We start from the raw sequence: 13,768 nt of genomic DNA, 5'->3' as shown, positions 1-13,768 counted from the left end.
GCTACATTCGATTTATGAATGTCGCGCAGCGTTCTCGTTTATCCGCAGCGATCGTGGCCTTGAGCATGGCTTCGCTCGCGCTTTCTGCGTGCCGCGCACATGAACCGAATGCCGCCCCCAACCCCGGTGCGGCATCCAGCACGCCGACAGACGAATTCGACTGGCAGCAGGAACAACTGCAGGAGAAGGCGGATGAGCTGTGGAATGCGGTCGAACGACAGTTTCCGGATGCCGTGAGGCCCGAAGCGAAGTTCGTAGAGTGGAGCACCGCTCCAGCGCTCGGCGGCTCTGAACAGTTACGCGACTGCCTCAACGAGACCTCATCTTCGGAGTTCTCCACCGAGGAGCGCGAGGTAGCGCACTACGTATGCTTCGTGCAGTATCCCGTCGAGCCGGAGCATTCGTCGGACGACGCCGACATCACGCCGTGACCGACCACGCTGAACACGTCCCTCACCTGACACCACTGCGGAGAGTCGCGGTGATTTGGGTTGCGCTTCTCTCCTGCGTGGCGCTCAGCCTGGGCTCGAGCATCGCCATGTTTCCCGCCCTCGACCGCTGGAATGATTGCGGGCGCGTCGCCTCTGAACTCGATCTTGCCGCCGTGGCCTCTCCATTGCTCGCCGCCGCTGCTATCGGTGCGTGGTTTTGGCTGCGACGCCTTATTCACGCGGCACGCCCCGAGCTGTTGCCCTTGACCACCGCCGCTGTCGTCGCAATCCTTCTCATCGCGGTCGTTCCTCTTCATCTCTTCGCCGCAGCAGCATGGGGCGACTCCGGGCAGAGTTTTCGCGAAGCCTGTGGCACTAGCGAGTGGATCGCTCTTGCCCGGGGGATGTCGCTGCACCTTCCCGCAGTATCGGTCGTCATTCTCGCGGCCGCCAACCCTCGCGCCCGGCCCCTGACCACGCCGCGAGTGATCACGAGCATCGCAATCATCACCGCGCTGTGGGTCACCTACATAGTGGCTGCGTCGCCGTTTGCAACCTTTACCCCGGCCTAAGCCCGCGCGATCGGCGCGAACTTGGCCTCCCGCTGCAATCATTGCTTTATGACAACCGTGAACGTCCGCCCCATGACCACGAGCGAGTTCGACGCTTGGCAGCACGCAACAACGGAGGAGTTCGCTGCCGAGCAAGTCGCGATCGGGCGCTGGCCACTCGAGGGCTCAATTGAGCGCGCTGTCGCCGACAATGCCTCGCTCCTCCCGCAGGGGTCACCCGACCTCGCCTATTTGTTCGACATCCAAGTGGTCGAAGAGCGCCGAGGCAGCGGTCTTGGTCGCGCTCTTCTGGCCGCGGTCGAAGCTGCGGTGCTGGATGCCGGCGTGCCAGCCCTTGAGCTGAACGTGTTCGGGCACAACACCCCCGCTGTCTCGCTCTACGGTTCCTCGGGATACACCGTCACGACCCAGCAGATGCGCAAAACCCTCAGCCCGAACCCCTAGTCGGAGCATCTTCTCAGGGAGGAATAGTGCACGCCGGGTGATGTTGAATTTGATACGACCGACAGAAAGAGATCTGCTGTGAACTTGTTTTCCCCCACGACCCTCGGCGAGCTGAACCTGACCAACCGCTTGGTGATGGCACCACTCACTCGCACCCGCTCGGGCAAAGCGGGCATTCCCGGCCCAATGGTCGCCGAACATTACGCGCAGCGTGCCTCGCTCGGTCTGATTGTGTCCGAGGGCACCTACCCGAGCCATGCTGGGCGCGGTTTCCCGGGCCAGCCCGGACTGGTCGAGCCCGAGCAACTAGAGGGCTGGAAGCACGTCACTGACGCAGTGCACGCGGCGGGCGGGCAGATCGTTGCGCAGGTCATGCACGCCGGGCGAGTGAGCCACGAAGCCACCAACGGCGGACACACTCCGGTCGCCCCCAGCGCGATCGCAATCGAGGGTGAAACTCGCACCTACGAGGGCAAGCAGCCCTTCCAAGTTCCCCATGCCCTCACCGATGGCGAGCTCGCCGGCGTGATTGACGAGTTCATCACGGCCTCGCGCAGCGCTGTTGCAGCGGGATTCGACGGCGTCGAACTGCACTCCGCCAACGGCTACCTGCTGCACGAGTTTCTCTCCCCCGCTTCCAACCAGCGCGAGGGCCAGTATGGCGGCTCCCCCGAAAACCGTGCTCGCTTCGTGATCGAAGTTGCGACCGCAGTCGCCGAGGCGATTGGCGCCGGCCGCGTGGGGCTCCGCATCTCGCCAGCACACAACATCCAAGGTGCGTTGGAGACAGACAGCGCCGACGTACTTGCGACCTACGGCGCCCTCGTCGACGGTCTCGCCCCGCTCGGTCTTGCCTACCTCAGCATTCTGCACGCCGAACCCACCGGCGCCTTCGTGCAAGAACTGCGCACCCGCTTCGGAGGGCCCGTGCTGCTCAATAGTGGCTTCCAGCAGATGACCACACGCGACGAGGCACTCAGCCTGGTGAGTGACGGCCACGCCGAAGGTGTCGTCGTCGGCCGCCCGGCCATCGCGAATCCCGACCTGGTGTACCGCTGGCAAGAAAACCTACCGCTGAACACCCCCGATGCCGCCAGCTTCTACGGAGACGGCCCCGAGGGCTACACCGACTACCCCACCTTCGAACCGAGCTAGCGCGCCGCCGCGGCGACCGGCTCGCGTCCGCTGGCTTAGCTAGAGAACGGATCCAAGCTGGTCGCCTTCACCGCGACCGCCCACAACTTTTCGGCGGCTTCGGGATCGATCGCCCATGCTTTAGCGCCGCCGATCATCATGTCGGTCTGGTCATCCGCCACGACTCCCTTAATGGAGCAGTCTTCGCAGTACGCACCGCCACGCTCGGCCAACTCAGGAGCAGTTGCCGCCCAGAGGCCGGTCGACGCACCTTCAGCCGGCGTCTTGAACAGCGGATTCGGGTTGCCCTCTTCGTCGATCCACTGGCGTGCGAGCAACTCTTCGCGAGGCATGTTGCGCTGCAGGTCGGTCATGATGCCACCGGGGTGCACCGAGAACGCGTGGATGCCGCGGCCGGCCAGGCGAGCATCCAGAGCAACAGCGAACAGGGCATCCGCTGTCTTCGACTGGCCGTAGGCAACCCAGGGCTCGTAGTCGGTGGTGTCGAAGTTGATGTCGTCGAAGTTCACGGGCGAACGCCAGTGGCCGATCGACGAGTACGACACGATTCGCGCGCCATCCTGCAGCAGGGCTTCGAGGCCGGCAACGAGAGCAAAGTGTCCGAGAAGGTTGGTTCCAAACTGCATTTCCCAGCCCCGGGGCGTGCGCAGTTCGGGGGTTGCCATGACTCCGGCGGCGTTGATCATGATGTCGACGCGGGTGCCGGCTTCGCGCATCCCAGCGGTGAAGGCGGCAACAGAGTCGAGGTCGCCGAGGTCCATCTTCTCGACGCGAACGTTCGCCAGGCCTTCGAGCGCTTCGGTCGCCTTCTCCGGTCGACGGGCGGGAACGATCACGGCAACGCCCGCTTCGGCGAGCGCCTTCACCGTTTCGAAGCCGAGGCCTGAGTAGCCGCCAGTGACGACGGCGGTCTTGCCGGCGAGGTCGAAGCCGGCGATCACTTCGGATGCTGTGCTGCGGTATCCGAAGTTCGATTCGAGGGGTTGCTGGCGGGCTGTCATTTCTTCGAGGGAGATCATGGTCCTGACTCTAAGAGTTGGAGTGCACTCTAGGTCAAGGCCGCCAGCACACTCCCAGATTCAATTCGGGAATAGACCATTCGGTAGGGACTGGCTCTACCACACGAAACACCGCGAGGGTTCAATGTATACATTTCAGATATGCTGACGTTATGGTCAGGCCTTCCTCAGCGCACGCTCCCGCCCCCGTCAGTCCGACACAAGCCAGCGCGATCGCTGACGGGCAGCTTCCCGCTCCCGATCGAGTAGCCGATGGAGTCTGGTCGGTGACAATGGAAATGCCTGGCCCACACTTGCGATACAGCTTTTGCTACGTGATCGTCGGCTCCGATGACAGCCTGCATGTAATCGACCCGGGTTGGGGAACGAAAGAAAATGCGCTCCGGCTCGAGTCTTTCCTCCCGGAGATCGGCTCCGACCTCTCGCAAATCCAGTCGATCGTGGTGACGCATTTGCATCCCGACCACTCCGGGCAGGTGGAGCAACTCCGTGATGCTACTGGCGCATCGCTGATGGTGGGCGCCGATGAGTTCACTGCATCCGTTGCCGCTGCAGCCGGTCGCGATAAACGCTGGGACCTCGGGTCTTGGGGTATCCCCGCCGCACAACTCCGTGAGCTGAGCCAGCTGGAGGGTGCCAAGCCGCCACTCGCCCCGACGCCCGATGTGCTGCTCGCTGACGGGGAAGAACTCGCAATACCGGGACGTCACATTCGCGCGATGCACACCGGCGGTCACACCACCGGACACCTGTGCTTTCACGATCCCGAAGCCTCGCTCGTGTTCACCGGCGACCATGTCCTGCCCCGGATCCATCCGGGGTTGGGGCTCGGTGGGAAAAGCCAGGAGAATCCTATGGCTGCGTACCTCAAGGGACTGCGCCGCACAGCCGAGCTAGACGGGTGCGAAGCGGCCCCTGGCCACGAATATCGCTTCCGCGGCTTAGCGAAACGTTCCGAGTCAATGGCGGCTCACCACCTCAGACGCACGAAGGAAGTTGCGGATGCTCTCGCGACGAACGGTGAGTCAACGGTCTGGGAGGTCGCTTCCCGACTTACGTGGACTGCTGGCTGGGAGAACCTTGCTGGGTTCTATATTGCGTCGGCACTCCTGCAAACTGAGATGCACATGGACTTCGTTCGGTCTGGTGCCGCCGAAGCGTTTCTCGGTGGAGATTCGACCACGGGCTAAGAGCGGCAAGAAACGCCTCGGGCTTTCGCTCAACGCCTACTCTGTTATTGCGGCCCGCAGGGCCTGAATCGCTCTCGTGATGATCAGACCGGGTTGACGCTAATGCATACAATTGGATCAAATTGCGCTCGTTTTAGTTGACGATATTTGCTTCATTGACGATAATTGCATACGAAAGCCCATCTTGAGAGCTTTGGATGTCACGTCTGCCCGCGCATGATGTGCTCGCCTTCTCGAAGAGTCGTGGGTCTCGCCGATGAGCAATCCGACTCGGCCAAAGAATGCGGGGTTCGATGTGACACACGACCGAAGCCTTCTTCTCGAGGTCTCAGGCGACGTAGGAATAGCCACCCTTAATCGCCCTCACCGAATCAACGCGCTGGATCTGAATCTCGTCTCCCAGTTGATGACCGCACTTACGCTGTGGCGTTCGGACCCGGCGGTTAAGCTCGTGGTGCTCCGCGGCGCCGGCGACCGAGGGTTTTGCGCTGGAGGGGACTTACGATCAGACGGTGCGAGCGAGGGCGAGGGCGACCATCACTTCCTGCGAGCGGAGTACGCGCTAGATTTTCTGATCGCCACCTACCCCAAGCCCGTGGTGGCTTTGATGGACGGCATTGTGATGGGCGGAGGCTTCGGTCTCGCTGGGCATGCATCGCACCGCATCGTTACGGAACGCTCTCGCCTGGCGATGCCCGAGACCAAAATCGGGCTTACCCCTGATGCGGGAATGAGTTACCACCTCGCGCGCGTGCGGCACGGATGGGGAATGCACTGGGCTCTCACATCCTCAACCATGGATGCAGCTGATGCCCTATTTTGTGGCCTCGCCGATGATTATGTGCCGCATTCCGCACTCGACAGCCTTGTCTCCGCACTCTCTGCCCGCGGCGAAAGCACCGTCCAGGACGTCATAAATAGGTTCGCTTCCCGGGCGCCTGCGGCCACCGTGGCAGCGCAGAGCGCGATGGCCGAGTACTGGTACAACGCTGACAGCATTGAAGATATTCTCAACCGCCTCGATGCGAGCTCGTCAGATACCGCCACCAGCGCGGCTGAAAAAATACGTGCTGCATCGCCGTTTGCAGTGAAAGCCACCTTCTCCGCGATTCGATCCGCCGCCGATCTAGATCTCTGGGGGTGTTTGCAGCAGGAGTTTCGCTACATGGTTGGTCTCAGTGCGCGCAGCGACCTAGCCGAAGGTGTCACCGCGACGCTCCTCGAAAAACGAGCGGCGCGCTGGGAGCCTAGGAATCTCGCGGATGTCAGCGAGGAAAGTCTCCGCGACATTGCCAACTTCCCCGTCGATTTGGGAGCCGAACCGCGGCACTCCCCCACCCCGAGCCAACAATCATCTCCCTGACTCGTCGTCACGATGATCAGGCCGGCGAACGAGGAGAGTACGAATGATCAGCGCCAGCGAACAGATACACACCGCAAGCGGTGGCTTGGTAGTCACCCGGGTGGAGGGTCACACCCTCGTCGTGACGCTGAACCGCCCCGAAGCACACAACGCGATCACCCAGGGAATGGCGCTGGGAATCGGCATCGCGCTCGACTTCGCTGACGACGATCCTGCCGTGCGAGCTGTCATCATTACCGGAGCGGGCGAGCAGAGTTTCTGTGTGGGGGCTGACCTCAAAGAAGCATCCGCCGATGTAGGACTTCCCCGCGACCCACGGCTTGAGGTCTGGGGTTTCGGGGGCTTCGCCCATCACGAGATTTCTAAGCCGATCATCGCGGCGGTGAACGGCTACGCGCTCGGCGGAGGCACTGAACTCGTTCTAGCGAGCGACCTTGCCGTGGCTGCTGAACACGCCACATTCGGGCTGCCCGAGGTGCGAAGAGGAATCTTGGCGGCCGCGGGAGGTGCCTTTCGCCTCCCTCAGCAGATACCACGCAAGGTGGCCATGGAGGCGATCCTCACCGGTGAATCGATGAAAGCTGACACGGCGTTACGCCTTGGCCTCATCAACACCGTGGTGCCGGCGAAGGACCTGATGCCGAACGCGCTTGCGCTTGCTCAGCGAATTTCTGCGAATTCCCCTCTGTCAGTTCAGGCCAGCAAGAGAATCGCAAAAGCGATCAGCCAAGGCACCGCCATCGAGGAGTCAAGTTACTGGGCACGATCGAACGATGAGATGGCGAGGCTCAGAAAGAGTCACGACTCCGGCGAAGGCTTGAGGGCTTTCGTCGAGAAGCGCGAGCCAGAATGGACCGGACGATGAACGGCTCCCGCAGGGCTCTGAACCCGACGATCGTCGGCCTGGGCATGACCCCTCTCGGCAAGGTCTACGGGTCCACTGCTCGGGATTTTGCGGGCGAGGCGGTGCGCGCGGCCACCGTCGACGCCGGCCTCAACCTCGGAGATATCGACGGGCTCATTGTCTCCGGTGGGCTCGACGACTCAGTCGGCCTCTCACTCCAAACTGACCTGCAACTCAAGGATCTCCGTCTCCTCACGAAGATGCAAGCCTTTGGCTCTACCGCCGGCCAAATGATTCAGCACGCTGCGATGGCCATAATGTCGGGTACGGCGACGACAGTCGCCTGTGTGTGGGCGGACGCTCCGCTCGTCAGCGGAGCAAGCTCGGGGGCGTCCTACAACAAAGTGGCCCCGACCTTAACGGGCTGGCCAGGGTTAACGGCCGCGAGCGGCATCACCTCACCGACGACCATGTACGCCCTAGCAGCACAGCGCCACATGAACGCGTACGGCACCACTAACGACGACTTCGCGGCTATCGCCGTAGCTCAGCGGCGATGGGCAGAACTTAACCCGCACGCCCAATTCAGAACGCCCCTCAGCCTCGAGGAGTATCACGCCTCGCGGTGGATCGCGGAGCCGTTCCACCTCTTCGACTGCTGCCTAGTCTCCAATGGCGGCATCGCCGTAATTGTCACGTCGGCCGAGCGAGCACGATCACTCAAGCAACCTCCGGTGGAAGTCCTCGGCTGGGGCCAAGGCCATCCTGGCTCGACAGGGCGGCGCAACGATAGCTTCGGACTTGTGACCGGGGCCGCACAATCTGGCCGCAGAGCGCTCGAAATGGCACGCACGAACCTTGACGAGATCGACGTAGTTGAACTCTACGATTGCTACACCTACACGGTGCTCGTCAGCCTCGAAGATTATGGCTTCTGCGACAAAGGTGAGGGCGGGGCGTTTGTATCGGAGCCCGGAATGCTCGGCCCTGGCGGTCATCTCGCGCTCAACACGGGCGGCGGACAACTCTCCTCCTACTACATGTGGGGGATGACGCCACTCTCAGAGGGCATCATCCAGGCACGGGGGCAAGCAGGCGAGCGGCAGTCCGTCTCTCACGACCGGGTTCTGGTTTCGGGCAACGGCGGGATCCTCGACCACCACTCGACCCTCATCCTCGGAACTAACTAGGAGGCACAGATGAACCATCCCATCGTAATTCGCGACGCCGCATCATCAGACTTCTTTGAAGCCTTGAGCCGCGATGTGTTCCTACTCACCCGTGATCGAGAAACGGGCCGAGTGCTTGACGTGCAAGAAACCCCACACATGGATCCGGACCGGATCGAACAGTTTGCGGCATCGGGGTACGCCACCGTCGTCAGTTCATCCATCATCCACATTCGCGGGGCGGGCGGCGTACCGAGCCGCGACTTCGTCGGAATCGTCCGATTGGATGAGGGCCCATGGTGGTGGACCCGGTTTGGCGAAGTGGATTCGCTCCTGCCGGAGGGGGCGCGGATGAGGGTCGCGTTCGACAAGTCCAGCGTGGATCGTGGCGGGGAAGTGATCCCGTTCTTCGTTCCGCGCATCCCGTGATGCGCGCAGTCACTGCATAAAACAAAGACCGTACGCGGGTGCGTACGGTCTTTGTTCGTTGTGGGGCTTCTCTACATCTGGTTAGGCAACCAGGTAACAATCTCTGGGAAGAAGATCCAGATGAGAACCACGATGATCGCCATCGGCAGGAACAGCATCACGGCCTTGAACACGTCCGTCAGCTTGAAATGCTGGCCCAGATTGACCGCCGGATCCTGAACGATCTTGTGGATCACAAAACTCAGCATGCCCACTGGCGGTGTGAGAATCGCGAGCTCACCCATGAAGACGGCGAAGACGCCAAACCAGAGTGGGTCAACACCGAGCTGATTTAGTACAGGCATCAGAATGGGAATGGTCGTCAGCAAAATCGCGAGCGGATCCATGAACATGCCCAAGAGGATGTAGATGAACATGACGAGGATCAGGAATTCAACGCGCCCCATCCCGGTGTTCGAGACAAAATCGGAGAACAATCTCCCCAGACCTGAGACGGCAACCAGCGAGCCGAGTATGTGCGCGCCAGCGATCATCAAGAAGATGGAACCCACGCTGCTGACCGTCTCCACGGCCGAGGTTCCGACCTTTGCCAACGGCTTGTTCTTGCGCTGGAACCACACACAAAAGATGAGTGCACCAAACGCGCCCGCGGCTCCTGCCTCGGTGGCGGTAAACACGCCCATGAACATGCCGCCGAGAACGACCAAGATGAGCACAGCTACCGGCCAGATATCGGCTAGCGAACGCCAACGCCCGCTCCAGCTAATGGTCGGCCTCACCGCGGCCGTTGCTCCGCGGCCAGCCCACTTCGGGATGAACACAGAAAAGACGACGATCATCAGAGAGAAGAGGAGTGCCACCGTAATGCCCGGAATGAGCCCCGCCATCAGCTGAGGGCCCACAGGGTTCTCAAGAAGTCCGGCAACGACCACAAGGAAGATACTGGGCGGAATTAGCTGCCCGGGAAGTCCGGCTACGATAACCGAACCGATAGCGATCGGCTTCCCATACCCGGCCTTTAGCATCTCAGGGATTCCAATGCGGGCCAGCGCATACGTCGTGCCCATGGTCGACCCCGATACAGCAGCCAGTCCTGCGCCTGCCATGTTCGTGCCGACGCCCAAGCCGCCGGGCAGCCAGCCCAACCAGTTGCGCGCAGTTTCGTACATCTTGGTCGTGATTCCTGACTGCCACAGCAACAGCCCCATCAGCACGAACATCGGCAGCACGCTCAGTGCCCACTGTGAGGCCGCGATAAGAGGCTCTCCCTTAAGTAGATTTGCCAGCGCGGCAATCCCGTTGAGCGAGTAAACACCGAGGAGCCCAGGTATCGCCAGCGCGAAAGCGATGGGGATTCTCATGAGCATCAAAACGAACATCAGTAAAATCGCGGAGAGTCCGACGAGCTCACGAGTTGGAGCAATGAACACGCCACTCAGGGGGACGGCGAGAGCAAGGGCAATGCCGACCCGATAGGCCCAGAGGCGGCCGGGACTCGGGTTCTCTTTGGTAAATTGTTGCGCCACAGCTGTGCGACCCACGGCGACACCGGGCTCGAACACGCTGGTCTTTTGATCAGTCATAGCTGGGTCCTAACCTATCGCCGCATCTGTAAGGGCTTCTTCGGTGAAGTCCTCTTTGTCGAAACGGCCCCGGATGGCGCGAAAGGCGTCGAGGGCGAACAGAACAACTAGCACCGCAAAAGCGGCAGGCACGAACCAGTAAATTGGGGCGATGAAAACATCGCTTGCCGGGGCACTCTTACCAATTTCGTTTGCGTGAATTGCCTCGATCATGCCGTACCAGCCGAAGCCAAAAGTGACGATCATCGAGAAGATACCAGTGACAAACCGGACTTCACGTCGAATCTGCCTCGGGAACTTTTGGTAGACGATGTCGGCTTCGATCGTCGCGCCACGCACCTGGGCCACGACATAGCCGATGAATACCACTGCCGGGAGCAGGATGAATCCAACCTGTTCGTTTGTGCCCTGGATCGGTTGACCGAATGCGTAGCGGCTAATCACGTTCACCAGCACGATCAGCATCATGACGAAGATGAGTGCCGAGGCAATCACCTCAAGTATGAAGGTGGCCCGGTGCGCGAAGCGTTTCGCTGGCCTGTCCGGGAGTTTTATGATTATGCCGCCTACTGTCGGCGGCGACGCTGCGGATTGGGACATCGTTGTCGTTGCTCCTTTGGGTCGGTGGGTAGTGAGGGGTTGGCACGCGGACGAGCCTCGAGGGTTGCGAGGGCTCGGGGCCAGGTGGCACCGAGCCCTCGCAGGCAGCTCTAGCTGAACCGCTTCTGCGTGATCATTTCGCTCACCATGCTTGCCCACGGCTCCGAGTCGGTACCGATATACCACTCCGGGAATTCCTCGACGGGACCGTCTTCGGTATAACCGAGCTCAGTACCGATTTCCAGCCATTCGACGTTCGCCGCCTCGATGCGCTGTACCAGCGATGCTCCATCGAGCAAGTCCGAGTCAATCGCATCCTGGACGATACCTTCGTTGATCTCGGCAAGTCTCGCGTCGACCTCGGGGTCGAAGGCCAGTAAGGCCCCGCCATTGTCAGCGACGGAATCAGCGAAAGTAGTAGCGATACGACTGAGGCCAGACTCAATGGACGCTCCCCGCATGATGTCGACCGATTCAAGGATGAGCTGCTGCGCCACGACGGGGAGCGTCGTGAACACCGGCCCGGCGTACAAGTTCGACGGAGTCGACACGAAGCTCGCGGCAGTGGTGTGCATGATGAACGGAGCAACCTCGGTGTGACCGGCAATAACAGCAATTGCATGAGCTGACATCGAGCAGTCAAGTATCCCTCGCTGCAGTGCTTCATACACCTCGGTATACGGCATCGAAACCGGCACTGCACCCAGCTCTTCGATTTGACGAGACTGCGCGACTCCGCCGGCGCGAATCTGCTTACCCGCGAGGTCGGCAAGGGTGAGAACAGGCTCAGTACACGCGATGATGGATGGACCGTCGGCGCCCATGACGGTGAGGGGCGTGATCCCCTGCTTTGTGTACTCTTCCATTATCTCGGGAGTCTGAAGGCCTTCCTGCTGCAGCGACGCCATAATCGAGTAGTAACCAGGCACCATCTGCGGGTCACGGAGCAGGGTCAGGTTTACGAGCAAGTTGTTGGCCGGGTACTCCGAGGCGTTGTACTGCGGCCAGGCATACCCAATGTCGATGCGGCCGTCAGCCAGAGCCTTGTCGACCTCAACGACGTTGGGTACGATTCCGTTCGCCCAGGTAACGTCGAGCATGATCTTGCCGCCCGAATACTCGTTGACGCGCTCGATGAATTCCAGCGTTGACTCTGCGTCGGGGCTGTCGGCCGACGAAACAGTCGATTGAAAGGTCAAAGTCGTGTCTGGCATGTCGCTCAGCGCTTCTTGGAAGTCAGCTGCCGATGAGCCGGCGGGCAGCGCGTTGCCGGTGGCAACCTCTCCTCCACCGATGTCAGCGCGGGAGCACCCTGACAGCACAAACGCAGCGGCAGCCCCCACTGCTATCGTCGCCATGATCCGCCGGCGTGGTTTCGTTCCCATAGTCATCATGTGAGTCCTTCTCTGATGTCATCATTAACATTGAGGGAGCCGGAATTCTCCATGACGGGGCTGATAGACCGTCGAAGCGAGCCCCTCATTGGACTAGCTTGGTGCGTTTGGTATACATACTTCGAGTATTTCGTCGTTAAGTCAAGATTTCTGCGCCTATTTAACGCCATTTGTATACGAATGACGGTTTCGGCGGCTCGCGGCGTGCGCTAATCATCGCCAAAATAGCGGCGCGGCCAGCACTTTGCCAAAAATGGCACCGTGAACTCGTCTTTGTGAGCCGAGAATGCCCCCGCGGCCCATTTGACGCAATGCATACAAACTGGCGGCGGCGGTGTTACGGTGACCAGAGTCGACACCACTCTCAGCACGAGAGCGGCTCATAGCTCGACGTACGACAAGGTTCACGAGGAAGTGAGAGCCCATGCGGCAGCGTGACGACCACAGAGGTCTCATCAGCGAAAGCGACGAGAGTGGGCGGAGCAACGCCCTGAAGGTCGACACTCATCTGAGCGACCTTGGGCATACGGCAGAGAGCACGTTGCTGGCTCAGCAACTCGGCTTTGACGGTATCTTCGCAGCCGAAGTGACCGGGGATCCATTCGTTGCATGCGCCGTATCGAGCCAATACTCGGGAGATATGGACCTGGGAACAAAGATTGCTGTCGCGTTCGCACGAACCCCCATGACTCTTGCGTATGCCGCCCACGAACTGGGAGAGCTCACCGCCGGACGTTTTCACCTTGGTCTCGGCACTCAGATCCGCGCGCACATCACCCGCCGTTTCTCCATGCCCTGGAGTAAGCCGACCGCTCGCATGCGAGAGTTTGTGCTTGCGACGACGGCAATCTGGGATTCATGGCGCGAGGACACGCCACTGGCGTTCTCTGGAGAGTTCTACGAGCACTCACTCATGACTGAATACTTCGTGCCGCACACTCGGACGCCGGCACCACCGCCAATTTGGCTCGCCGCTGTGGGCCCACGCATGGCGGAGGTCAGCGCCGAGGTGGGGGATGGAATCGTCCTCCACGGGTTCTGGACCCGCGGTTATCTAGATGCCGTCATGATGCCCGCGATCGAACGCGGGCTCGCCGCTGGCGGTCGCAAGCGTGATGACTTCACGATCACGGCCGGTGGTTTCCTCGTTACGGGCGCCACTGAAGAGGAGCTCGTCAAAAATCGGGAGCAGGTCCGATATCAGGTCGCCTTCTACGGTAGCACCCGCAGCTACCGCCCTGTCTGGGAAGCACACGACTTGGGCGACCTCGGCGATCGACTCCACGCGCTGTCGGTGGAGAAGTCGAAAGACCGCTGGAGCCGAATGACCAAGCTCATAGGCGATGACGTGCTGGAGCTTTTCGCAGTGGAAGCTGAGCCGCAGGAGGTGGGGAGCGCCATGTTGGCCCGCCACGGCGACTACGCCGACAGGATTTCCCTCCCCCACCTGGTTGGAGATCCTGACGTATGGGCAAAGACCATTGCGACGATAAAAGCCGGTAACACCACACCAACGGGTGCCGTTTAGACGCACGCCAGAAAGCCCGGGCCGACCGAAGTCGACCCGGGCTTGAT

At 61.0% G+C, this 13,768-nt stretch carries 14 protein-coding genes; 10 read left to right on the top strand and 4 right to left on the bottom strand.

Annotation, left to right across the window (positions count from 1 at the left end; all coding sequences use genetic code 11):
* The first annotated feature begins 14 nt into the window (after window positions 1-14).
* The 4 genes from I6E73_RS02565 (at window position 15) to I6E73_RS02550 (ending at window position 2,602) form a co-directional block, all read left to right on the top strand.
* Window positions 15-431: a hypothetical protein gene (locus I6E73_RS02565; RefSeq protein WP_197122891.1), complete on the top strand. Its 417-nt coding sequence runs from the start codon at window positions 15-17 to the stop codon at window positions 429-431.
* Between the two features lie 50 nt (window positions 432-481).
* Window positions 482-1,003 carry a hypothetical protein gene (locus tag I6E73_RS02560; protein WP_197122889.1) on the top strand — a complete coding sequence of 174 codons (522 nt, stop codon included), beginning with the start codon at window positions 482-484 and terminating at the stop codon, window positions 1,001-1,003.
* A 48-nt stretch (window positions 1,004-1,051) separates the two neighbouring features.
* Entirely contained in the window at window positions 1,052-1,447 is a 396-nt protein-coding gene (locus I6E73_RS02555) for an N-acetyltransferase (protein ID WP_197122887.1), read from the top strand.
* Between the two features lie 78 nt (window positions 1,448-1,525).
* On the top strand, window positions 1,526-2,602 hold the full coding sequence (locus I6E73_RS02550; protein ID WP_197122885.1) for an alkene reductase: 1,077 nt from the start codon (window positions 1,526-1,528) through the stop codon (window positions 2,600-2,602).
* A 35-nt stretch (window positions 2,603-2,637) separates the two neighbouring features.
* Here the strand turns inward: I6E73_RS02550 and I6E73_RS02545 are convergent, their stop codons facing one another.
* Window positions 2,638-3,621, bottom strand: a complete 984-nt coding sequence (locus tag I6E73_RS02545) for an oxidoreductase (protein WP_197122883.1) — start codon at window positions 3,619-3,621, stop codon at window positions 2,638-2,640.
* Between the two features lie 152 nt (window positions 3,622-3,773).
* On the opposite strand from I6E73_RS02545, the gene I6E73_RS02540 reads away from it, so the two are divergent.
* The 5 genes from I6E73_RS02540 to I6E73_RS02520 all read left to right on the top strand — a co-directional run bounded on the left by I6E73_RS02540 (window position 3,774) and on the right by I6E73_RS02520 (window position 8,616).
* Window positions 3,774-4,811, top strand: coding sequence for an MBL fold metallo-hydrolase (locus I6E73_RS02540; RefSeq protein WP_197122717.1), 1,038 nt, complete (start codon window positions 3,774-3,776; stop codon window positions 4,809-4,811).
* Between the two features lie 256 nt (window positions 4,812-5,067).
* Window positions 5,068-6,174, top strand: coding sequence for an enoyl-CoA hydratase/isomerase family protein (locus tag I6E73_RS02535; protein ID WP_231600522.1), 1,107 nt, complete (start codon window positions 5,068-5,070; stop codon window positions 6,172-6,174).
* Window positions 6,175-6,217: 43 nt separating this feature from the next.
* Window positions 6,218-7,039, top strand: a complete 822-nt coding sequence (locus I6E73_RS02530) for an enoyl-CoA hydratase-related protein (RefSeq protein WP_197122713.1) — start codon at window positions 6,218-6,220, stop codon at window positions 7,037-7,039.
* On the top strand, window positions 7,036-8,208 hold the full coding sequence (locus tag I6E73_RS02525) for a thiolase family protein (protein WP_197122711.1): 1,173 nt from the start codon (window positions 7,036-7,038) through the stop codon (window positions 8,206-8,208). Before I6E73_RS02530 ends, I6E73_RS02525 begins: the two co-directional genes overlap by 4 nt.
* A 9-nt stretch (window positions 8,209-8,217) precedes the next feature.
* Window positions 8,218-8,616, top strand: a complete 399-nt coding sequence (locus I6E73_RS02520) for a Zn-ribbon domain-containing OB-fold protein (protein ID WP_197122709.1) — start codon at window positions 8,218-8,220, stop codon at window positions 8,614-8,616.
* A 71-nt stretch (window positions 8,617-8,687) separates the two neighbouring features.
* On the opposite strand, the gene I6E73_RS02515 is transcribed toward I6E73_RS02520, so the two are convergent.
* The 3 genes from I6E73_RS02515 to dctP all read right to left on the bottom strand — a co-directional run bounded on the left by I6E73_RS02515 (window position 8,688) and on the right by dctP (window position 12,193).
* Window positions 8,688-10,199 carry a TRAP transporter large permease gene (locus I6E73_RS02515; RefSeq protein ID WP_197122870.1) on the bottom strand — a complete coding sequence of 504 codons (1,512 nt, stop codon included), beginning with the start codon at window positions 10,197-10,199 and terminating at the stop codon, window positions 8,688-8,690.
* A 9-nt stretch (window positions 10,200-10,208) separates the two neighbouring features.
* Complete coding sequence (locus I6E73_RS02510; RefSeq protein WP_197122705.1) at window positions 10,209-10,799, bottom strand: TRAP transporter small permease; 591 nt, start codon at window positions 10,797-10,799, stop codon at window positions 10,209-10,211.
* Between the two features lie 110 nt (window positions 10,800-10,909).
* Entirely contained in the window at window positions 10,910-12,193 is a 1,284-nt protein-coding gene (gene dctP / locus I6E73_RS02505; protein ID WP_197122868.1) for a TRAP transporter substrate-binding protein DctP, read from the bottom strand.
* A 424-nt stretch (window positions 12,194-12,617) separates the two neighbouring features.
* Between dctP and I6E73_RS02500 the strand changes: the two genes are divergently transcribed.
* Window positions 12,618-13,721 carry a TIGR03617 family F420-dependent LLM class oxidoreductase gene (locus I6E73_RS02500; protein WP_197122866.1) on the top strand — a complete coding sequence of 368 codons (1,104 nt, stop codon included), beginning with the start codon at window positions 12,618-12,620 and terminating at the stop codon, window positions 13,719-13,721.
* Window positions 13,722-13,768 lie beyond the last annotated feature (47 nt).

The organism is Salinibacterium sp. SWN248 (assembly GCF_015864575.1).
Lineage (GTDB): Bacteria > Actinomycetota > Actinomycetes > Actinomycetales > Microbacteriaceae > Rhodoglobus.
Note: the sequence above shows the minus strand (reverse complement) of the source record. Positions and strands in the feature narration are given on the sequence as shown.